17 protein-coding genes and 1 tRNA gene are annotated in these 20,548 nt (G+C 66.1%); 6 read left to right on the forward strand and 12 right to left on the reverse strand.

What is annotated here, in order from left to right:
* Nucleotides 1-66: 66 nt before the first annotated feature.
* Nucleotides 67-915, reverse strand: coding sequence for a methyltransferase domain-containing protein (locus VHO04_RS05640; protein WP_329627390.1), 849 nt, complete (start codon nt 913-915; stop codon nt 67-69).
* A 62-nt stretch (nt 916-977) separates the two neighbouring features.
* On the opposite strand from VHO04_RS05640, the gene VHO04_RS05645 reads away from it, so the two are divergent.
* The 4 genes from VHO04_RS05645 (at nt 978) to VHO04_RS05660 (ending at nt 2,706) form a co-directional block, all read left to right on the forward strand.
* On the forward strand, nt 978-1,853 hold the full coding sequence (locus VHO04_RS05645) for a double zinc ribbon domain-containing protein (protein WP_414713085.1): 876 nt from the start codon (nt 978-980) through the stop codon (nt 1,851-1,853).
* A 4-nt stretch (nt 1,854-1,857) separates the two neighbouring features.
* A complete protein-coding gene (gene grxC / locus VHO04_RS05650; protein ID WP_329627392.1) occupies nt 1,858-2,118 on the forward strand; it encodes a glutaredoxin 3 in 261 nt (86 codons plus the stop codon).
* 1 nt (nt 2,119) lies between these two features.
* Nucleotides 2,120-2,584 (forward strand): DUF1178 family protein, encoded by a 465-nt coding sequence (locus VHO04_RS05655; protein ID WP_329627393.1) that lies wholly within the window; start codon nt 2,120-2,122, stop codon nt 2,582-2,584.
* Between the two features lie 45 nt (nt 2,585-2,629).
* Nucleotides 2,630-2,706 (forward strand) — tRNA-Arg (locus VHO04_RS05660).
* A gap of 145 nt (nt 2,707-2,851) precedes the next feature.
* Here the strand turns inward: VHO04_RS05660 and VHO04_RS05665 are convergent.
* Both VHO04_RS05665 and VHO04_RS05670 read right to left on the reverse strand, forming a co-directional pair.
* A complete protein-coding gene (locus tag VHO04_RS05665; protein WP_329627394.1) occupies nt 2,852-3,682 on the reverse strand; it encodes a 23S rRNA (adenine(2030)-N(6))-methyltransferase RlmJ in 831 nt (276 codons plus the stop codon).
* Between the two features lie 482 nt (nt 3,683-4,164).
* Nucleotides 4,165-6,015, reverse strand: coding sequence for an alpha/beta fold hydrolase (locus VHO04_RS05670; RefSeq protein WP_329627395.1), 1,851 nt, complete (start codon nt 6,013-6,015; stop codon nt 4,165-4,167).
* A 400-nt stretch (nt 6,016-6,415) separates the two neighbouring features.
* On the opposite strand from VHO04_RS05670, the gene VHO04_RS05675 reads away from it, so the two are divergent.
* Nucleotides 6,416-6,877, forward strand: a complete 462-nt coding sequence (locus VHO04_RS05675; protein WP_329627396.1) for a hypothetical protein — start codon at nt 6,416-6,418, stop codon at nt 6,875-6,877.
* A 219-nt stretch (nt 6,878-7,096) separates the two neighbouring features.
* Nucleotides 7,097-7,336, forward strand: coding sequence for a hypothetical protein (locus VHO04_RS05680; protein WP_329627397.1), 240 nt, complete (start codon nt 7,097-7,099; stop codon nt 7,334-7,336).
* Between the two features lie 2 nt (nt 7,337-7,338).
* Here the strand turns inward: VHO04_RS05680 and VHO04_RS05685 are convergent, their stop codons facing one another.
* The 9 genes from VHO04_RS05685 to VHO04_RS05725 all read right to left on the reverse strand — a co-directional run bounded on the left by VHO04_RS05685 (nt 7,339) and on the right by VHO04_RS05725 (nt 20,147).
* Nucleotides 7,339-8,358, reverse strand: coding sequence for a sugar kinase (locus VHO04_RS05685; RefSeq protein ID WP_329627398.1), 1,020 nt, complete (start codon nt 8,356-8,358; stop codon nt 7,339-7,341).
* Nucleotides 8,355-9,152 (reverse strand): 2-keto-4-pentenoate hydratase, encoded by a 798-nt coding sequence (locus VHO04_RS05690; RefSeq protein WP_329627399.1) that lies wholly within the window; start codon nt 9,150-9,152, stop codon nt 8,355-8,357. The genes VHO04_RS05685 and VHO04_RS05690 overlap by 4 nt, the downstream gene beginning before the upstream one ends.
* Nucleotides 9,152-9,898 carry a FadR/GntR family transcriptional regulator gene (locus tag VHO04_RS05695; RefSeq protein ID WP_329627400.1) on the reverse strand — a complete coding sequence of 249 codons (747 nt, stop codon included), beginning with the start codon at nt 9,896-9,898 and terminating at the stop codon, nt 9,152-9,154. The genes VHO04_RS05690 and VHO04_RS05695 overlap by 1 nt, the downstream gene beginning before the upstream one ends.
* A 79-nt stretch (nt 9,899-9,977) precedes the next feature.
* Entirely contained in the window at nt 9,978-12,854 is a 2,877-nt protein-coding gene (locus VHO04_RS05700) for a TonB-dependent receptor (RefSeq protein WP_329627401.1), read from the reverse strand.
* A gap of 60 nt (nt 12,855-12,914) precedes the next feature.
* Nucleotides 12,915-13,754, reverse strand: a complete 840-nt coding sequence (locus tag VHO04_RS05705) for a rhamnogalacturonan acetylesterase (protein WP_329627402.1) — start codon at nt 13,752-13,754, stop codon at nt 12,915-12,917.
* A 16-nt stretch (nt 13,755-13,770) separates the two neighbouring features.
* Nucleotides 13,771-14,523, reverse strand: coding sequence for an SDR family NAD(P)-dependent oxidoreductase (locus VHO04_RS05710; RefSeq protein WP_329627403.1), 753 nt, complete (start codon nt 14,521-14,523; stop codon nt 13,771-13,773).
* A 13-nt stretch (nt 14,524-14,536) separates the two neighbouring features.
* A complete protein-coding gene (locus tag VHO04_RS05715; protein WP_329627404.1) occupies nt 14,537-15,811 on the reverse strand; it encodes an MFS transporter in 1,275 nt (424 codons plus the stop codon).
* Entirely contained in the window at nt 15,808-17,967 is a 2,160-nt protein-coding gene (locus VHO04_RS05720) for a heparinase II/III domain-containing protein (protein WP_329627405.1), read from the reverse strand. Before VHO04_RS05720 ends, VHO04_RS05715 begins: the two co-directional genes overlap by 4 nt.
* Nucleotides 17,964-20,147 carry a polysaccharide lyase 6 family protein gene (locus tag VHO04_RS05725; protein WP_329627406.1) on the reverse strand — a complete coding sequence of 728 codons (2,184 nt, stop codon included), beginning with the start codon at nt 20,145-20,147 and terminating at the stop codon, nt 17,964-17,966. Before VHO04_RS05725 ends, VHO04_RS05720 begins: the two co-directional genes overlap by 4 nt.
* Nucleotides 20,148-20,548: the final 401 nt, after the last annotated feature.

Consider the following 20,548-nt stretch of genomic DNA (forward strand, 5'->3'; position numbering starts at 1 on the left):
TCGATGGGTTCAAATCAGCGGTAAGTTGTTCTCCTCCCCTCTTCGTGCCTTTGCGTGAGGTTATTTTCAACCTCCCGGTCTTAACGCTGCCGCGAGCGAAGCCGATCCGCTGCCGCGCCGCGCGGGTTTCGGCTGATCGGGGTGCGGCGCCCAACCGCTGAAGTGGATCAGGCGGAAAGTTTCGGCGACGCGCCCGTCGGGATCGGCCTGCGCGGCGAAGGTGGCGGCGATCCGGGCCGCTTCGTCGCGCGTCAGTGACGGCGGGGCGGGCGAGAGGCGGCTCGACAGGCCGGCGGCGCGCAGGTCGCGGACAAGCGCGAACCAGTCGCCATAGCGCACGGTCAGCGCGTCGACGTCGACCACCGGCAGCGCGAAGCCGGTGCGCTGGAGCAGATTGCCCATCGATGCCAGGTCGATCTGCGGATGCAGCCGTGCGATCGGCCGCACGCCATCGCTCATCACCGCGCGGCGCTGGCGCGGCAGGCTGCCGTCGCCGACGAAAGCGCCGAGGAGCAGACCGTCGGGCGCGAGCAGCGCGCGGAGGCGGACGAGCGCGCCGGGGACGTCGTTCACCGCCTCGAGACCGCCGGGCCAGACGATCAGGTCGAAGCTCGCCAGCGGCAGGTCGATCGCATCGACCTCGCCGACGAGCGCGCCTGTCGCTGCGGCCAGCCGCGACCCCGCTTCGAACAAGGTGAGGTCGGTTCCGGCCCCGCGCAGATGCGCGGCCAGCGCCGCGTCGTGGGCCCCGATCAGCAGGGTGCGCGCAAAGCTCCGTGTGACCATCGACAAGCGGTCGAGCAAGGTTTCGGCGATGATCGGCGCGAGGAAATTGGCGGTGATGGGCAGGCGCGCCATGCGGTCGCGCTGCGCGGCGTGGCGGGCGGGAGAGAAAAGCGGCGAGGGCTGCGACATGCGCGCGCTTGTGCCCCCCCCGGCGATGCGGCACAAGTCGCGACATGGGGGACGACATGACGATGGTCGCCGGGGATGCCGCAATCGACGTGCCCGGCGCGACGGACAGCAACGCAGGGCAGGCGCTGTTTCGCTTTTTACGAACGGCCGGGCGCGCCGCCGTCGATTATGCGCTGCCGCCGCGCTGCCCCGGATGCGGCGTGATCGTCGGCGAGGACCGCCAATTCTGCCTGACGTGCTGGTCGTCGCTGCACTTCCTCGACGGCTCCGCCTGCGCGCGCTGCTCGATTCCGCTGCCGACCGCGCTGCCGGGCGGCGCGGTCGAATGCGGCGCGTGCATGGCCGATGCGCCGCCGTTCGACGGCGCGCCCGCGGCGGTCGCATACGGCCCCGTCGCGCGCACCGTCGCGCTGCGCCTCAAATATGGGCGGCGCACCGGGCACGCGCGGCTGATGGCGCAATTGATGGCGCGGCCGCTGGCGGCGCTTGGCAGCAGCGAGAAGATGCTGCTGGTCCCGGTGCCGCTCCACCGCTGGCGGCTCTGGTCGCGCGGCTTCAACCAGGCGGCGCTGGTCGCCGAGGCGCTGGCGCGGCTGACCGGCGCCGCGCACGACCCGCACCTGCTGATCCGGGCGAGGGCGACGGCGGTGCTGCGCGGCAAGGGACGGCGCGAGCGCGAGCGGATCGTCGCGGGCGCCTTCGCGCTCGCGCCCGATGCGCGGGCGCGGGCGGCGGGACGGCATCTGGTGCTGGTCGATGATGTCCATGCGAGCGGGGCGACGCTGCGCGCGGCGGCGCGGGCACTTCGGCGCAGCGGCGCGGCACGCATTTCGGCGCTGAGCTGGGCGCGCGTCGTCCCCGATGCGCTGATGACGAGCAACATATTTGACTTTGCGTCGTTGGATTCCGATATCGGGGACGAAAGGACGGCAGGATAGCCATATGGCGACGATCGAAATCTATACGAAGGCCTTTTGCGGCTATTGCGCGCGCGCCAAGGCGCTGCTCGACCGCAAGGGCGCCGCTTATCGCGAAATCGACGTGACGATGGATCGCGCCGGCCAGGAGGCGATGGTCGCGCGCGCGAACGGCGGGCGCACCGTGCCGCAGATCTTCATCGACGACCGGCATGTCGGCGGCAGCGACGACCTCGCCGCGCTCGAGGCCAAGGGCGAGCTCGACGCGCTGCTGAAAGCCGATTGAGATGATCGTCTTCGACCTCTGCTGCGCCGCCGGCGAGCACCGGTTCGAGGCGTGGTTCGCGAGCAGCGACAGCTTCGCCGACCAGCAGGCGCGCGGGCTGATCGCCTGCCCGGTCTGCGGCGATGCCGAGGTGAAGAAGGCGGTGATGGCACCGCGCGTCGGCGCGAAATCGAACCAGGCAGTCGCGGCGCCTGCCGCTCCCCCCGCCAATGCCGCGGAGCCTTCCCCCGAACTGGTGCGCAAGGTGCTGGCCGAGATCGCGGCGAAGCAGGCCGAGATGCTGCCGCAGTCGCGCTGGGTCGGCCGCGATTTCGCCGCCGCGGCGCGCGCGATGCACGAAGGGCGCGCGGCCGAGGATCTGATCCACGGCCAGGCTTCGCCCGAGGAAGCCCGGGACCTGCACGACGACGGCATCGCGGCGATGCCGCTGCTCGTGCCGATCGTCCCTCCCGACGCGGCCCATTGATCGCGATTGACGCTGCGCGCTCCCCGCCGCTAAACGAGCGCCGGCGCGCCCGTAGCTCAGCAGGATAGAGCATCAGATTCCTAATCTGGGGGCCACAGGTTCGAATCCTGTCGGGCGCACCATTCCGCAGATTGTGCGCTATAGCGCGATATTGCCGCCCAACGTGCGATTGCAAACCAGTCAAAATGCATTGGACGAAGCTTGCGCCCGTTCCTGGTCGCTCACGCCAGAGCGGAGGGACCAGGAAGGGGAAGATGAGGGTTTATCTTAATCGCCCAACCAATCGGCTGCGACCTTTCCCCTATGCCCTTCCGGCGCCAGCGCGGCGCGCAGAGCTTCCAGTAGAGGCGGCAGCGCCTGTGTGAAGGCGTAGGGCGGGTTGACGATGAAAAGGCCGGCGCCGTTATAGATGTCGGGCTGATCGCTATCGTACAACCAATGCTCCACCACCAGAAACTTCGGGATGCCGAGCTTACGTAGCTGAGCCTTCCACCGCACATGCGTGGCGCGGTCTTTCAGCGGATACCAGATCACCGTCACGCCATGCGCCCATTTGCGGATAGCCGCGGCGAGGGTGGCGGTGATACGGGCGCGTTCATCGGTCTGCTCATACGGCGGGTCGACCACTACCACGCCGCGCGCGGTGCGGGGCGGCAGCATCGCCAGCCAAAGCTCGTAGGCGTCGCGCTGATGCACGGCGGCGGATGTGTCGCGCATCGCGCCGCGCAGGGCATAGGCGTCTTCGGGATGCTTCTCGTTCAGGATCAGAAAATCCTGCGGACGCAAAAGCTGCGCCAAGAAGCGCGGCGATCCGGGGTAGAGACGAGGCTCGGCCCCGGCGTTCACCGCCTGTACGGCGGCGCGGTAGTCGTCCAGCAAGGGGTTCGGGTCGGCAAAGGCCCGCAGCACGCCCTGTGTGGCCTCGCCGGTGCGCTTCGCCTCGTCGCCGCCAAGGTCGTACAGCCCGCAGCCGGCATGGGTGTCGATCAGGGTCAGCGCGCCCTGTTTTTGCTGCAAGGCCCGCACAAGGGCGATCAGCAGGCTGTGCTTTACGACATCGGCGCTATTGCCAGCATGGAAGCTATGGCGATAATTCATTGTAATTCAAAATCCTGACGATCTGCCGTTCATGCGAACGGCTCGGCGCGGAAACCGAGCGCGAGGCGATGGAAGCAACCAATCCGGTGCCCGTATAGAGTCGGGCGGAAACCTTCAAAGCATTCTGCGCAAGGCCTGGGGCCCGCGCCAGCGATCGTCACCGGAGGCGGAGACACAGGCCTCCGGGGCGCATGGAAGATCCTTGAGGAGCCGGATGCGATTGGCATCGCCCCGAAGCGCCCGATCTCGTCGGCGAGCTATAAAGTACCATCGCGAAACTATATTGCTCATCTTCGTAGAGTGCGCCGTACTGCGAAAATTAATATATTGATATAATTCAATAAATATAAGGATGGCGCCCCCGGGCGGCGATTTCCGGTGGGTGGTCAGAAACCGGCTGTGCCGAGACTGTCTTGGGCTGGATGAAAGGCTGAGTCTTTGCGGGCGATTTTCGTGGCCATCGATTGCGGTGGCGGCGATGGCTACGCCGTCAATCGGCGGACGATCAGCTCCGGGTCGGCATAGGCTAGAAGGCGCCCGTGCTCCGGCAAGGTTTCAAATTCGGCCTGCGGCAGAATCTCTTCCCAATAGGATCGGACCGAGGCGGGGTTGGACAAAGTGTCATGCGCGCCGATCAGCACCGACCAGTCGGCGCCGTTTACTGGATAATCCACGGTTTTGCCGCGCGCGAAATAGATTTGCTCGCGCACATAGCCTTCGAGCCTGCCCGTCGCGAGCATTCGGACAGCGCGATAATAATCGTCGATCACCTGCTCGTTTTCGAGCGCGGCCTCGTCGGGCGGGCTCCCCCGCATCGCCTTTTGCAGCGCCTTGCCGAGATATTCACGCGTCATGGCGCGCGCCAACAGACGCGCCGCGGGAAGGATCAGTCCGGGCCTCTGCCGATAGGCTTCCTTGAACGAGCCGAGTACCCCCCAGCGGCGTTCGTCGCGGGCCGAGATCGGATCGGGATTGACGAGGACGACCTTGCCGCAGCGTTCGGGGTAAAGGCCGGCGAACGCGACCGCCGCCTGCGCGCCGCCGCGGCCGACGATATCCGCTCGCGCGATCCGCAACGTGTCGAACACCGTCGCCATATCGTGAGCCGCGGCCGCAAAAGGGTCGGCATCGCCGTCCCCCGCAGGGGTGGGTGATGGATCGGTCAATCCGAAGCCCGGCCGGTCGATCGCGAGAATGCGGAAGCCTGCGTCCACGAGCTTCGCCACCAAATGCCGTGGCGGGTGCCGTGTCGTCATGCTGCTGTGAAGGATCACCAGTGGGCGTCCTTTCGGGTGACCATATTCCGAGATGGCGATACGCCGGCCATCGTCGGAATGAAGGATGCGGAGCGGCTCGGCGTTGCTGTCGAGCCAGCTCATGCGCCCGTGGCTGGCGCTTACGAGCGCCTGGGCCACGGTGGCGATACTGATCGATCGGGCCATTTCCGCCGCGCTCGACACGCCAAGGGTCTGAAAGACGATGTCGGTCTGCTTCTTGACCGTGGCTTCGGAGAGGCTGAGGGCCCGTGCCGTCTCGGCCCGGGTCATGCCCTGAGCCAGCAGCATGGCGATTTGCGCCTGTCTGGGTTTCAGGCCCCAACGGTCGACAAGGATCGCCGGCGCCGCATCGCCCGCCGGGAAGACGCCGAAGGCGAGGAGCGACAATCGATATAGCAATCCGGGGATTCGCCGCGCGCCGCTCTTTGCGAGCGCCGACGAGATCGCCGCGCGCGCGGTCGTATAGCTGATTTCCATCGCGGCGGCGGCCCTTCGGATATTCCCCTCGCGCAAGCTTGCCTCGATGATGCGTGTCTCGAGGCCGCTCATTCCGAATGAGCGGCAGGCTCTTCGCAAGGGCCGCTCGGGGATGGCCGGGGCGGCGATGACCAAGGCTCTCTCGGCGGGGTTCTCGTTCAGGGCCTGAGCGACGGCTTCGGGCAGATCCCAATAGGACGCTTCCTGCGCCGCGACATAGACGATGACGGATGCGTCGCCGCTGTCGACGTCCCCTTCGACGAGTTTCACGCCCCCTTGCCGTTGGATCGCTCGCACCGCGTCCCAGTCGATCTCATAGGCGATGTCGGGCGCTTCGGCTCCGGTGGGGTCCAGAAGTCTGCACGAGCCGGTGTCGGCGATCGCCAGGATCAGCGCATCGCCGTCGAAAAGCGAGGTGGTGCGGAAGGCGTGCGACGCATCGAGCGCATGGAAATAGGCTTCGAGGGCATCGGGTTCGGCGCGCGCCTTTGCGAGCAGGCGTTCAGGATCGCTCAACCAGTCGAGAGCATAGTCGGCCGTTGCCGGAATCTCCTGGTCTGTCGACTCGCGCTGCGTCATCCTCCTAGCGTTAGCCTTCCGGCGAACACCCTACAAATGGGGATATGCAGCGCGCCGGGGGGCGTCATTTTAACCGGGAGTTTAAAGGCTCGAAGGGGGAATGGCGAAGGTCTGGACGATGGTGCACATGGGTGTGCCTCTCATCAACTGGCAGGAAAGCTCGGTTGCGACGGCGGGCGACAGCTTTCTCAATCTGACGGGCGGGCACGGACCGCATCGGCGGCGACGTTCGAAATCGTTTCGGCTTGTCGCTACACCGCGATCAACTCGACCGTCCCGAACAGCGCGATCGCATGTTCGGACTGGGCGTCGCGGCGCGCGCCCTGTCGTCCGTGTGTCGGTCGCTTTGACGAAGCGTTGGCTCGGGCGATCCTGCCCGATAGAATTGATTCCGGGGGACATGATGAGGACATTCGCCAATATTGCTCTGCTGGCGCTCGCTGCGGCCTTTCCGCAAGTCGCGCAGGCCGACGTCTATGCCGCGTGTTACTATCAGGACGGCAACACCGGGAAATATCCGATTACGCAGCTTTTCACGCTCGAAGACGATGCGCTGAAAGACGGTTACGGCGAGTATAGCAGGGAAAAAACCGCGGCTTGGGAGAAGAATGCCGTCAAGCAGGTAGATGAGGTTCGTTTTGTCACGACTTATTATGTCCATAATTTCGTCGGCCAGTTTATGAAGTTCGCCGAAGACGAGAAACACGAGCGCGGTTCGTGCTGGATGACGACCGACAAGGCGCACGCATTCGGATGGTATCGAAGCGTGATCGCGATGGGGGATCGGGACAAGCTTTCGATTGCCGACTGGCGACCCTCGAAAGGGACGGTCCGCAATGTGGAAGAGTGGCCGCCGATGTAGGCACAGTGGCGATGGTCGTCATCGCCACGCGTCAGGATGTTTGCGACGAATCCCGCGTTCAGTGTTCGGCCATCGCATGGAATGGGATAGCATCGACGCCCGCCGATCACACCGCGTTGGTTGCCGGGGGAAAACGGCGCTGGTTAGCCCGCTTCGTCCATCGAACGCCTGAATATATCAACGGATGGTCAGCGAAGCCCTGCGACAAGAAAGTCGCTCATGTCCTTCACGAAGCGGTCGGCGTCGCCCGGCCGGCTGCCGATCGTCACGCCCAGCAATTTCGTGCGCCTTCACCGCGCGCTCGCCGATGCGGGGCAGCACGCGATCCTCGACCTTTACGAAGGGATGTCGCACGCCTTTCAAGCCTATCCGGCGCAGATGGCCAGCCGCGAAAGCCGCACGGCGCTCGACGCGACGGCGGCGTTTCTCGTCGATCATCCTGATCGGCGCGCCGGTTGATATCAGCGTGAAATATCGCGTGTCAGAGAGGAGGCATTCTCAACCGTTGACCGCGGGAACGGCGCAAGATCGCCGTGCAGCCCATGTTTGAGCGCAGATAGCGCCAGGCCGTGCCGTGCCGCGCCCGCCAAATCCTTCCCTTCCCATAGTCCATCGAGAACGCCAGCCGCGAAGGCGTCGCCGGTTCCGACCCGGTCGATCACCGGTGTGACGAGAATGGGGTCGCTTGCGCCCCGGTCGTCGCGCGTATCGATGCGCGCCGTCAGCTGGTGGGCATCCGCGCCCAGAATCTCGCGGGCTGTCGATGCGACATATTCGAGCGTCGGAAAATGATCGAGCAGCGCGAGCGCCGCTTCGCGCCGCCGGTCTTCGCCATCGCCGGAAAATTCGCGGCCCAGCAGCAGCCCCGCGTCGCGATGATTGCCGAACAGCAGCGTCGCCTGCGCGACGATCGGTTGCAATATCGCCGACGGATCGGGCTGCCAGCGCTCCCACAGGCGTCCGCGCCAATTGCCGTCGAACGACACGCCGATCCTCGCCGCGCGTGCGCGCGTGACGGCTTCGAGCGTCGCTGCGGCGCTGTCCGGCCCGAGCGCGGGCGTGACGCCCGAAACATGCAGCCAGCCGACGCCGTCGAGCAACCGGTCCCAATCCCAATCGCGCGGCCTCGTCTCGACAAAAGCCGAACCGGCACGGTCATAGATGACCTCGCCGGGCCGCATCGGGCCGCCCGGAAGATAATAATAGAGGCCCATGCGGCCGGTGGGGCGGCGCACCGGGGCGACGTCGACGCCGTGGCGGCGCAGTTCGCCCAAAACGCCGTCGCCGATCGGCCCGCCGGGGACCGCGCTGATCATCGCCGTGCGCCGCCCGAGCGCGGCAAGCGCAACCGCGACATTCGCCTCGGCGCCGCCGACATGCGCATCGAACCGCGCCGATTGCAGCGGCAATTCTCCTTGCGGAACCGAGACGCGCATGACGATCTCGCCGAAACAGGCGACGGTCCGGGGGGCTGAAATCATGGCTTGAATCCGGTTTCCGCGACGGCGATGCAGGCGATGCGCGCGGCGGAACCGAAGCGGGCCGTCGCCGTCTGACCGACCGCGATCGGATGAACCCCCGTGATCGCGCCCGCCGATATCCATTGCCCGGGTTCCAGCCGGATGACGCCGCGCCGATGGAGATTCACCAGGAAATCGAGCGATCCCCAGGGACCGTCGAGTACGTCGATCGCGCGCCCGGTTCCCACCATCGCCCCGTCGATTTGCGTTTCGATGACCAGCTCGGCGAAATCGCCGGGGTCGAGCCGCGGGCCGAGCAGGAGGCCATTGTTGATGCCGAGGTCGGCGACGATGCCATAGGGGGCATGGTCGTGGACATCGGGTGCGGGGGAGCTCGCGACCTCGAATCCCGCGCGTATCTCGTCGATCCACGCCGCGCCGTCGTCTCCCCCGGTCACGGGGCCTTCGGGCACCACGCGAAGTTTGAGCATCACCTCGGCCTCGATCGCGCCCGCGCCGCCCGCGAAGATCGATGCTGCGCCCGGTTGGTCCCCGATTTCGGCCACGCGCAGCACCGGCCCGGCGACGCGTTCCGCGCCGAGGGCCGCGATCAGCGCCGGTGGAATGCGCCCGACTTTCCAACCGAGCACCGGCGCTGCGAGCGCGGCGGTCAGGCGTTGTTGCACGGCATAGGCCTCGGCAAGCGTCGCGGGGACGGGCGCGGGAAAGGCAGGCAGCGAACGGCCCGAGCGGCGCGCCGCCAGCAGCTCCGCGACCAGATCGGGCGCGGCGGGTGAGGGCGGCCGGTCGGACATCAGGCGAGCCTGGCGCTCAACAAATAGCGTTCGCGGCTTTCGGCGGACTGGCGGCGCAGTTCGACGAGGGCGCGCTTCTCGGTCTCGTCCAGCATCGATTCGAGCAGGCGATTGAAATGGCGGCGCATGGCAAGCCGCGCGCCGGTCGCATCGCGGTTGCGCAGCGCCGCGACGACGTCGGCATGTTCGGCCTGGCGCGCGCTGCCATCCTTGCGGCAGACCAGCGAATGGCTGTTCCGCACCTCGGGCAGTTCCATCCGCATTCGCCACAGGCTCTCGATCACATGGATGATCGCCTTGTTGCTCGACGCCGCCGCGATCGTCATGTGAAACTCGCGGTCGATCGCACTGATCTCTTCCTCGCTCGCGCTTTCGTCGGCCATCGCCTCGAGCAGGGTTTCGAGCTTGTCGAGCGTCTCGGCCGATATCGTCGGTGCGGCGAGGGCTGCGGCTTCCGCTTCGAACAGCGAGCGCGCCTCGGTGAGTTCGAAGGCGCTGACGCGCGGCAGGATCGCGTTGTCGCCGGGCAGGACCGCCTCGACATAGGCGCCCGCGCCGGTGCGAATATGGATCCACCCGGTCGCCTGCAGCGCGATCTCGGCTTCGCGGATGGTCACGCGGCTCACCTCGAAACGCTCCGACAGCTCACGCTCCCCCGGCAACCGGGTTTCCGGCGGGAAGGTTCCGTCGAGAATCTGGCGCCGAATCGCGTCGGCGACATCTTCGAAAAGGCGGCGTTCAGCCATATTCAATCGTCTCCCCACAGTCTTGTAACGAGGTTCATACAATCGGGTATGACAAGTTTGAAGTCCATCCGCATCCGGGCTAGATTCGGGCCCGGATGCCGATGAAATATTTCGCTCCATAATAGTGATACTGCCGGCTGCTGCCGTAGACCGGCATATAGGTCGCCTTTGGCTCGTTGAAGATGTTGAGCGCCTCGAACCGCAGCGACACGCCCGGCATCAGGTTCAGCGAAGCGCGCAAATCGACGGTCTCGCTGGGGCCGACATAGCGCAGCTGGCTGTTGCCGCCGACGAAGTCCTGATAATATTTGGAGCGATAATTATAGATCGCCTGCAGCGATACCGGCCCAAGCTCGTAATAGGCCTGCGCCGACAGTACATGTTTCGAATAGCCCGACAGGCCCGCGGCCGGGATCAGGCCGGGCGAGACGGTGTCGGTTTCGGGATCATATTGGTCGCCGAGATTGACGTCCTGATTGGTGAAATTGGAATCGGCGTAATTATAGCTGACCTTCGCGCCCAGCCCGTCGAGCGGCTTGGGCAGGAAGCTGAAGCGCGTCGCCGCGGTCAACTCGAGCCCATAGATTCGCGACTTGTCGGGGCTGTTGCGCGTCTGCGTGACCGGAACGGTGACCTGCTCGCCGTTGATCGTGAAGGTCTCGTCATAGACGACCGGCTGGAAGCCGCCGTTGAACTGTTTGTAATAGAGCGTCGCGGCGAGGAGAGTGTCCTTGTTCGGATACCATTCGAGCGCGGCGTCGGCGTTCCACGACATCAGCGGTTTCAGGCGGGGGCTGCCGTTGGCGCGGACATTGCGGATCGCATCCTCGATCGTGGTGAAGCTGGCCGTATCGTCGAGCGTGAACGTGCGCCCGGCGCCCAGGGCGCTCGGGTTGGGGCGCGACATGGCGCGATAGCCCGCGAGGCGGAGCAGCGTGTTCGGCGCCACCTCGAAGATCGCGTTGACGCTCGGAAGGATGCGGGTGTTGCTGCTCTTGATCGTCTCGGTCACGAAATCGCCGGTTTCTTCCAGGTTGAAGGAACCAGGATTGGCCTCGTCGGGAACGAGAATGAGGTCCGAGCGCAGCCCCTTCGAGGTGACCTGGGTCTTGACGACGCGGACACCGAAATTGCCGCGAACCGGCATCGATCCGATTTCGCTGTCGTAATCGGCCATCACATAGCCCGCGTAGGTGCGTTCGGTGACGTCGCGATTGGCGGCCGCGCGCATTTCGTCGGGCAGGCCGGGGTCCGTGGTTCCCAGATAGGCGTCGAACAGGCAGTCGACATCGAAGGTCGCCCAGCTATGGATGCTGTTGCCCGGGGCGTCGCTCAGATAGCCGGTCTGCGGAAAGGCCTGGCGGCAGCGATTGTTGAACGCGCGGTCCTGGTCGAGGTCGAAGTCGGGGCCCAGATTGAAGTCGCCGTTGCGCAGGTCGTAATCGCGGAACTTGAGCTGCGAAACGCGGACACCCGCCGAGAGCAGGCTCAGAAAGCCGTCGAACTCATATTGGGCGTCTAGGCGGCCGGCGACGATCCTGTTGTAGCGGCGGCTCTCGTCGCGGCGGAACCGCGCGTCGTCCCAGAACAGGTCGTGGTTGTTGAGGTCGAAACGCGGGTCGATGGTGATCGTCGGCACGAAGCTGCCCGGCGCGAGGTCGTAGATATAGGGAACGCGCTGGTCGCCCACCGCGGTGCGATCGCCGTTGACGTCCAGCTTGTCGGTGCGCAGGCGAAAGTTGCGCTCGATCTCGGTGCGGATCGTGCGCGAATAGGAGGCGTCGGCGGTCAGCGTCAGCCGATCCGACGGCGTCCATTCGATCGACAGGCCGCCGCCCAGATATTCCTCCGACCGCGACAGTTCGGAGCCGTTCGATTCGAGCGAGCTTTCGCCCTCGAGGTGGCGGACGATGCCGTTTTCGTCATATTCGACGTTGGTCAGGCTGCGCCGCGCCTCCGAAATGGTCAGGTCGCGGCGGCTCTCGACGAATTTGCGGTTCGAATATTGGACGTCGAGGTTGATATTGAACTGGTCCGACGGACGCCACTGGATCGCGCCGAACGCCGCGTCGCGCTTGTCGGTCTCGCTGATCTGACGGAAGATATAGCTGTTCGGAACCAGATAATAGGGACTGCCCGAGCCATAGTCCTTGCGCGCGAGTTCCTTGCAATTATTGTTGATGACGGTGGTGTCGGCACGGCACGCCACCCAGGTGCTGCTCGCGGCGTAGGTTTCCTCGGGATTGTTGGTATCGTTGCGCTGGAAGCCGATCGAGATGCCGATCGTGTCGTTCGCGAACTGGTCGACATAGCTGACCGTGCCACGCCAGCCGACCCCGCCGTCGCGGCCGGTCACCCGGTCGCCATAGGGATTATACTGCGCCTTGATCTCGCCCTGCAGACGCCGCTTGCCGAAGTCGAGCGGACGGAGCGTGCCGATCTCGATCGTGCCTGCAACGCCGCCCTCGACGAGGCTCGCCTGCTGCGTCTTGTAGATCTTGATATTGTTGACGAGTTCGGACGGGAACTGGTTGAAGTTCACCGAACGGTCGCCGCTGCCGTTCGTCGCGTCGCGGCCGTTGAAGGTCGCGTTCGAAAGGAAGGGCCCGAGGCCGCGCAGCGCGATTTCGGACGCGTCGCCCTTTTCGCGGTGCGTCGTCGCGCCGGTGATCGTCTGGATCGCCTGTCCGACCGAGAGCGCGGGCAGGTCGCCGATATCGTCGGCCGCCAGCGCATCGACGATCGCGGTTTCCCGGCGCTTGGTATTGATCGAATTCTGGATCGTCTCGCGAATGCCGGTGACGACGATATCGTTTCCGTCGCCCGGTGTTTCGGCGGCGGCATCGCTCGCCGCGCCCTGCGCCGTGGCGGGCATCGCGATCAGCAACGCCGAACCCGCACCGGCCAGCAAGGCGGCGCGCAGCGTGCGAATGCGGACCTCGTCCTGAAAAATCACTTTTCTTCTCCCTTTATCATGTCGATTCCGTCGCGGCCGGTTTGAAAGGCGGGCCGTCGATCAGCGAACGAGCTGGCTCCGCAGCGCCGGCACTGCCTGTGCCAGGGCCTGCGCGACCAGCCGCGCGGTGACTTCGGCGCCGATGTCGCCGAGGTGCGTGTAGTCGAACTTCTGCGTCACCTGACCGCGCGGACCGTCCCCCTCGATGGCGGGAGGTGCGGGCGGTGCGGGGCGCGGCGGCAAGGTCGTGCCCGCCTTGGCGGCGGCAAGCTCCTCGGCATTCGGCGGCACCTGCGCGAGCTGGGTCGCGGTTTCGGCGCCCATCTTCTGCACCTGCGCCGCGCTGAGCGCGTTGAGATCGACCAGCGGCACGTCCATCGCCTTCGCGACACTGCGCACCTCGTCCGACCAGCTCGCGAGCGTGTTCCTGATCTGGCCGTCCTTGAATTCGCGCCGGGTCAGCGGGGTGACGAGCACCGGGGTCGCGCCCGCCGCGCGCACATTCTCGACGAAGTCGCGAAGGTTCGCGGGAAACTCGGTCTTTTCCTCGGTCCAGCGCTCGGGCTTGCTCGACTGGTCGTTATGCCCGAACTGGATCAGGACATAGGCCGCGCGGTAGCCCGGCACCTTCGCTTCGGCGAGCGCGATGTCCCAACTCCCTTCCTGGCGATAGCTGCGGGTCGATCGTCCGCCGCGCCCGGCGTTCAGGCACGCGACGGACGACTTCACATGCTTCGCGCAAAAGGCGCCGCCCCAGCCGCTGTGCGGTGCCATCGTCGAATCGCCGACGAGGATGATCTTGTAGGGCACGAGCGGTTCGGCATCGGTCCGCTCGCGCTCCTCGGCCTGTGCGCCGACCGCGAGCGCGGCGGCGATTATGGGTGCGATGATCCAGCGCATGATCCCGTTTCCTTCGTCAGGAGAAAAAGAGGCCGCCATTGACATCGAGGCAGACCCCGTTGAGGAAACTCGCCGTGGGCGAGGCCAGATAGGCGATCGTGTCGGCGACCTCGTCGGGATGGCCTTCGCGACGCAGCGGGGTGTTGCCCGCGGTCGCGGCGCGCCCCTCGGGCTTCGAGAAGATGTCGTGGAAACTGGTTCCGATCAGGCCGGGGCATACAGCGTTGACGCGGATGCCCTGCGGTCCGAGTTCCTTCGCCATCGCGCGCGTATAGGTCATCAGCGCGCCCTTCGCGGTCGCATAGACTGCGGCGCCCGGGCCGCCGCCATCGCGGCCCGCAAGGCTCGACACATTCACCACCGCCGAGCCTTCGCCGAGGAAGGGATAGGCCGCCTGCAAGACGAGAAAGGCCGATTTCAGGTTGAGCGTCATCACCTGGTCGAAGAAGGCTTCGTCCATCTCGCCGAGCGTCTTGCGCGCGACCATGCCGCCCGCGAGGTTGACGAGAATGTCGAGCCGGCCGCTGAACGCGACCCCGACCTCTTCGAGCATCGCCTTGACCGCGCCGCTGTCGGTGACGTCGGCCTGGACGAGGAAGGCGTCGCCGCCCGCTGCCTTGATGATCTTCAGCGTGTCCTCGGCGGCTTCGCGGCCGCTGTTATAGTTGATCGCGACGCGTGCGCCGGCGCGGGCGAGCGCGATCGAGACCGATCGGCCGATGTCGCGGCCGCCGCCGGTGACGAGTGCGGTTTTTCCCTGAAAATTCATGAAACTTCGTTCCTTATTTCTGGATGTGATGGGATGAGGTTGCGACCGGCTCGACGCGGCCGCCGACCAGCCGGAAGGCGAGGAAGGACAGCGGGACGATCGCCGCGGAGAGCGCAAAGATCGGCGCGTAGCTGGTCTTGGTGAGCATGGGGACGAGCCAGGTGGTGATCAGCGTCCCCGCGACCGCAGCGGTGCCGCTGATCCCGGCGAGGCTGCCGACCGCGCCGCCGCCGAAATAATCGCTCGGCAGCGTCTGGATATTGCCGATCGCCATCTGGAAGCCGAACAGGATGCACGCGATCAGCAGCACCGCGGTGAGCGGGTCGGCGGCGCGGATCGTGAAGAGCAGTGCGGGCAGCATGATCGCGCAGCCGATACCGATGCTGAGCGTCCGCGCCTTGTGGACGCCGCCGCCCTGCGCGATGATCCGCCCCGCGAACCAGCCGCCGAACAGGCTGCCGAGCATCGCGCCGACGAAGGGCACCCAGGCAAAGAGGCCGATCTGCTTGACGTCGAAGCCGAAGGTTTCGGCAAGATAGATCGGCAGCCACGAAACGAAGAGCCACCAAACCGGGTCGAGGAAGAAGCGCGACAGGATGACGCCCCAGCTCTGGCGGTGGCGGAGCAGTTCGCCGAGCGGGACGCGGCGATCATCGTCGCGGCCCGCCTCGGTGCGGCCGGTCAGGATATAGGCGCGTTCTTCCTCGCTCAGCCCCGGATGCTTGTCGGGGTCCGCCTTGTAGAACCAGAGCCACGGCACGAGCCAGATGAAGCCGAGCACGCCGATCAGCAGGAAGGTGCCGTGCCAGCCGAACTGGACGAAGAGCAAGGCGACGAGCGGCGCGGAAATGATGCCGCCGAGCGAAGCGCCGGCGTTGAAGATGCCCTGCGCCAGCGCCCGCTCGCGCGAGGGGAACCACAGCGCGTTGGCCTTGGCGGCGCCGGGCCAGTTGCCCGCCTCGCTGATCCCCAGCGTCGCGCGCAGCAGGACGAGCAGCGGCATCGACCGCACAAGCGCGTGCGCGGCGATCGACAGCGACCAGAAGAGGATCGACAGGGTGAAGCCCATCCGCGTCCCGATCGCGTCGAAGACGCGGCCGAACAGCGACTGACCGACCGCGTAGAAGATCATGAACACCGTCACGAGCAGCGCATAATCTTCCTTGCTCGCGCCGATCTCCTTCGACACCTCGGGCCACATCACCGCGAGCGCGTTGCGGTCGATATAGTTGATGACGGTGGCGAGGGCGATCAGGCCGATGACGCACCAGCGGAAGCGACCGTTCATTTTGCGTCTCCCTTGGCGAGGTCGAAGCGGCCGACCGGGCCGGCCCAGGTGAAGGCGCGGCCGTCGATGGTCGCGCTGTGCTTCATGGTCGAGGTGACGTCGTCGGCGACCGCAATGGCGAGGCGGCGACCGCCCGCGAGCGTGATCAGCACCAGATCGGCGGCGGCGTCGCGGCGATGTTCGAGGTTCGCGACGCGCGCGCTGCTCGCGACGACGGTTTCGGCCGAGGCATCATATTTGCCGTGCGGTTCGAGCAGGCTGACGAAGGTCGCGTCCGCCGCGCCATCGACGCGCTGGATCAGCGCGGGTTCGCGGCGCAGGTTGAATTCGGGATCGTTGGCGCCGCTTTCGGTCAGGATGAAATGCGCGCCCGCCGGCGGCAGCATGTGATAGCTGTAGAAGCGGCTGCCGTGCATGAAGGTCAGCCGTGCCTTCCCCGCCTTCGTCCCGTCGCCGTCTACCCACAGATGCTGGTAGCCGTTCGCCTTCCCCAGCACCGGCCGTTCGGCGAGCTTGCGGTCGAACGCGATATCGCTGTCGATGATCTGTCCTGAAAAATGCAGCGGCAGGTCATAGCGATGCCTGCCGCCGCCAGTTCCACGGAGGATATCGAGAATGAGCGGATTCGCGAGGCCATCGACGTCGACCAGCAGCAGCGCGCGGCGGATGCGGACGTCGGGATAGGCGCCGGAAACCTCGCCGATGGAATAGCGGGTCGGCCCGTCGAGGCCGGTCGCGAGCTGGTGCGACGGGACCTTGTCGCCCGCCTTCCAGTCGCCGGTGAAATGGCTTTGCTCATCGACGACCAGCGTGTTGTGCGCGATCGTCGCCGACGCCCAGCTATCGTTTTCGGGCAGATAGCGCCCGCCGCGCTTCGCCTCGACATTGAGGAAGCGCGCCGCGCCATAATCGGTCACCACCGCCCCGGTCTCGTCATAATAGAGCCAGTTCAGCCGGTCGAAATGACCGTGCCCCATGCCCTGCACCGTATTCTTGGCGACGAGCAGCGGGCCGGTCGGCGTCGGCTTGTCGCGCAGCAGGACGAGCGCACCTTCCTTGCCGTCGGGGCCGTCCGACAGCAGGCGCGAGGTGAACGGCCAGGGCTTGGCTTTGCCCGCCGCGAGGTCGGCGGCGAGCGCCTGTCCTTCGGGCGTCAGCACGGTGTGACCTTGCCAGTCCGCGATCGACAGAAACGTCGGGTCCTTCGTCGCGGCATAGGCGATGGCGACGGCGTGATAGAGCTCTTCGGTCCGCAGGCTCTTGTCGGGCATCGCGTCGTTGATCGGCAGAAAATAGCCGTCATGCGTGACATCGATCGCGGTGTGCACCGCCTTCAGCACGATGCCGCCGCGATAGTCGAAGATCTTGCGGCCCGGATCGTTCGCTGCGATCGCCGCCGCAAAGACGACGAAGGGTTGCAGCGCATAGCGCTGATAATAAGGACCTTCGGCATAATAGCCGTCGGGCGAAAAGAGCAGGTCCAGCTGGCGCAGGAAGCCGGTCCTGCCGCTCTTGTCGAGCCCGAGCAGCGCTTTGTCGACAAGGTCGCGGTCGCCGAGCAGATAGCCCGCGAGCCCGACCCCGGCGCACGCCCAGGTCGCGTGATTGTGGATCCGGCCGATGACCTCCGGCGACCCGTCGGAGAGGAACTTCGCCATCGGCCGGATGGCGCCATCGTCGATGCGCTGGCGCTCGGCGGGGGTGAGCGCATCGCGGATCTGGGCATAGCCCTGCACCGCATTGACGAGGAATACGCTGTCGTTGAGGCTCTGCCAGAAGAGCCGCCCCGCGGCCTGGTTCGCTGCGGCGGGATGCGGGCCCAGCTTGGGATAGAGATCAGCGTAGGCGAGCAGCAGGTCGCGCACATGGTCGCGGTAGCGGACGTTGCCGGTCAGGCGATAGAGCTGGCCGCCTTCGAAGATGGTGCGATAATTGCGCTTGTGCTGCTCGTGGGTGAAGCCGCCGCCCGGGTCCTTGGGCACCGGGACATTGACCCCCGCGCGGATCGACGCCTCGACGTCGCGTTTCGCCCGCTCGACCTCCGCCGCGAACAAGGGCGCGAAGGTCTGAGCCGATGGTGCGGTCGTGGGTGCGGCAAGGACCGGCGCTGCGGGCAGCGCGGCTGCCGCCAGCAGCAATGCAAGCGTGCGGGTCACGGCCGCGCCTCCACGACATTGCCCGACAGGTCGGCGCGGAGCGGTCCCTTATAGGCGAGCTCCTCGATCCGCGGCGCAGGGGTGCCCGCGAAGCTGTTGCCGGTGATCCGCGTGTCGGGAACCCCGACCGAATGGATCACGTCGATCGCGCCCGAATGGGTGAAGCTGTTCTCGGCGATACGGACATGCTGCGCGCCCGACACACGCAGCGAAATCCCGTCGGCGCCGCTGTCGGCGACGCTCGATCCGGTCATCGCGAAGCGGGGACCGAAGGTGCTTTCGTCGGTGCCCTTGCGGAGCAGATCGGCGACCATCGCGACCCGGTCGAACGCGCTCCCCTCGATCGTCAGCCGCTCGACCGGATACCAGCCTTTCGGCTCCTGTTCGCCGGTGCCGACGAAAACCGTCGCCATGTCGGCGAAGCGGCTGCCCGCGATGTCGATCGCGTCGGCGAAGGTGCCGGGTGCGATGACGACACCGTCGAGCCGCGCCGCCTTGCCGGGGCCGCGCACCGATACGCCGCCGAACGCGAGGTTGTAATTGGGCGCGACGCCGGACTCTACCGCGACCAGTGCGGTATCGGCGCGGACGCCGCTCGCGTCGATGTCGATATCCTCGAGCTGGAGGCCGCCGCCGCCCTCGATCCGCGCCAGCCCGTCGGCAAGCCGAAGCGTGGTGCCGCTTCCCTTGTGGCCGGCGATGGTCAGGCGGTGGCGGAGCGTAATCGGCGCCGCGACCGCGTAGATACCGGGGGCGAGCGCGAGCGTATCGCCCGCGTGGGATGCCAGCACTGCGTCGGCGAGCGAGGCGCCCGCGGGCAGCGCGATCGTGCGCCCCGTCCCGAAGGCGGCTTCGCCCGCCGCCGCGCTGTACCAGCTCGCGCCGACCTCCTCGCGCGTCACCGGCTGAAGATCGCGCGGCGCGCCGACAGCGGCGAGCGCGGGGTCGGTCGGATAGAGCAGGCCGTTGGCGGCGCGCGCGAGCGTCACCGCGCGCTGCTCGACGCCCTTGGTAATCAGCGGGTTCGCGACCGTCGCCTCGACATTGCCGGCAAAGGCGATGCCGCCGATCTCACCCTCGGCGCGGAAGGGGTCGGCGCCTTTCGTGCCGACGATCAGATTGCGCGCGAAGCGGCTATCCACCGGCGGTGCCGAGCGTTCGGCATCGGCGCCGGCCGCGAGCGTGATCCGCGCGCTGTCGATCACCGAATTGCCCTCGATCAGGGCATTGGCAACCTGATGATAGCGGTTGATCACCGAATGGGGGACGCCGTTCATCACGCTGATCGCGCTCTTGAACGAACTGCCGGCGAGCCCCTCGAAATAATTGTCACGGACGATCTGGTCGCGGTTGATCACGCGCACCCCGCCGGTGTCTGCGACATTCCGGCCGAGGAAGATATTGCGCTCGACGCGGTTGCCGTTGCCGTGGCGCAGCACGAAGGCGCCCTGCGACGCCAGCACCAGATTTTCGCGGATAATGTTGCCGCCCGACTTGACCGAGACGATCTCGACCTCGCCGCTGCAGCGGTCGAAGATGTTGCGCTCGACGATGCTGTTCGACGCCGACAGCGATTCCTCGCTGGTCCCGATGCGGATCGTCTCGCCGCCGTTCGAGCCGAGCGTCGGGCGCGGGCCAAAATAATTATGATCGATGCGGTGACGGTTATCGAGCGGATCGCCGGCCTTGCGGATCACCGCGAGCGTCACCCCCGTGTTGGTCTTGCCTTCGAAATGCGAATGATCGACGCGGTTGCCGGTGCCATAGAGCGCGACCCAGATGTCCTCGGCGCGGCGGTCGCTCTTGCTATAGCCGTCTATGACGACTTCGGTGATCCGCGAGTCGGTGGCGAGCGCCTTTGAATCGCGGCGAAAGCTGATCACTTCGTCGGTCGGGCTGGCCCCGTTTTTGAACACGAGTCCGGAAACGAGCAAATGCTGCCCGCCCAGCCGCAGGTTCGACCGGCCGGTGATCAGGACTTTGCCCTTGGTCTGCGCGGTCAATGTGATCGGGGCTGCGGCGGTGCCGCGCCCGGTGAAGACGATCTGGAAATCGCGCCATTCCCCGTCAGCGAGGATGATCGTGTCGCCCGGCTTCGCCTGCTTGACCGCCGCCTTGAATTGTACCTGATCGTCGACGCGCATGTCGCGCGCCCATGCGGGATTCGCCCCCCAGGCCATTATCGCCAGCGTTAGAGCGGTTCGTATGTGCACTGCGCCTCACCCTTTTTATGATTCTGCATATTGGCCTACATAAGAGGTAGGACAAGATCAACATCTTTGTATGCGTATTCAGTAAACCGAGTTGAGCGCGGCGGCTTCGATCGGCGAGCTCGGGCTATGCGATGGAGCCTCACCGCTATGCCATGATCGGCGGGCAGGCCCGGTTTTCCGCGCGCGCCTGCGTCGGCTCAGGCGAGCGCACCGGGGGAGGGGGTTTCGGTCCTCTTTGTCCTTGCTCGCCAAGGCAGGCACGGCCAAAGGCGCATCGGGCCCGATAGGTATACCATATTGGTATGCTTATAAACTGTGATCTATCGTTGAGTCCGGTATGCAAAAAGGTTGACATATTGGTCTGGCAA

Source organism: Sphingopyxis sp., from assembly GCF_036261875.1.
Taxonomy (GTDB): domain Bacteria; phylum Pseudomonadota; class Alphaproteobacteria; order Sphingomonadales; family Sphingomonadaceae; genus Sphingopyxis.

Excerpts from the sequence above, each read along its gene's own strand:
- VHO04_RS05690 (WP_329627399.1), bottom strand. The coding sequence starts at position 9,152 with ATGTCCGACCGGCCGCCCTCACCCGCCGCGCCCGATCTGGTCGCGGAG.
- VHO04_RS05725 (WP_329627406.1), bottom strand. The coding sequence starts at position 20,147 with ATGGCCTGGGGGGCGAATCCCGCATGGGCGCGCGACATGCGCGTCGAC.
- VHO04_RS05715 (WP_329627404.1), bottom strand. The coding sequence starts at position 15,811 with ATGAACGGTCGCTTCCGCTGGTGCGTCATCGGCCTGATCGCCCTCGCC.
- VHO04_RS05705 (WP_329627402.1), bottom strand. The coding sequence starts at position 13,754 with ATGCGCTGGATCATCGCACCCATAATCGCCGCCGCGCTCGCGGTCGGC.
- VHO04_RS05675 (WP_329627396.1), top strand. The coding sequence starts at position 6,416 with ATGATGAGGACATTCGCCAATATTGCTCTGCTGGCGCTCGCTGCGGCC.
- VHO04_RS05710 (WP_329627403.1), bottom strand. The coding sequence starts at position 14,523 with ATGAATTTTCAGGGAAAAACCGCACTCGTCACCGGCGGCGGCCGCGAC.
- VHO04_RS05685 (WP_329627398.1), bottom strand. The coding sequence starts at position 8,358 with ATGATTTCAGCCCCCCGGACCGTCGCCTGTTTCGGCGAGATCGTCATG.
- VHO04_RS05695 (WP_329627400.1), bottom strand. The coding sequence starts at position 9,898 with ATGGCTGAACGCCGCCTTTTCGAAGATGTCGCCGACGCGATTCGGCGC.
- VHO04_RS05655 (WP_329627393.1), top strand. The coding sequence starts at position 2,120 with ATGATCGTCTTCGACCTCTGCTGCGCCGCCGGCGAGCACCGGTTCGAG.
- grxC (WP_329627392.1), top strand. The coding sequence starts at position 1,858 with ATGGCGACGATCGAAATCTATACGAAGGCCTTTTGCGGCTATTGCGCG.
- VHO04_RS05645 (WP_414713085.1), top strand. The coding sequence starts at position 978 with ATGGTCGCCGGGGATGCCGCAATCGACGTGCCCGGCGCGACGGACAGC.
- VHO04_RS05665 (WP_329627394.1), bottom strand. The coding sequence starts at position 3,682 with ATGAATTATCGCCATAGCTTCCATGCTGGCAATAGCGCCGATGTCGTA.
- VHO04_RS05640 (WP_329627390.1), bottom strand. The coding sequence starts at position 915 with ATGTCGCAGCCCTCGCCGCTTTTCTCTCCCGCCCGCCACGCCGCGCAG.
- VHO04_RS05670 (WP_329627395.1), bottom strand. The coding sequence starts at position 6,015 with ATGACGCAGCGCGAGTCGACAGACCAGGAGATTCCGGCAACGGCCGAC.
- VHO04_RS05680 (WP_329627397.1), top strand. The coding sequence starts at position 7,097 with ATGTCCTTCACGAAGCGGTCGGCGTCGCCCGGCCGGCTGCCGATCGTC.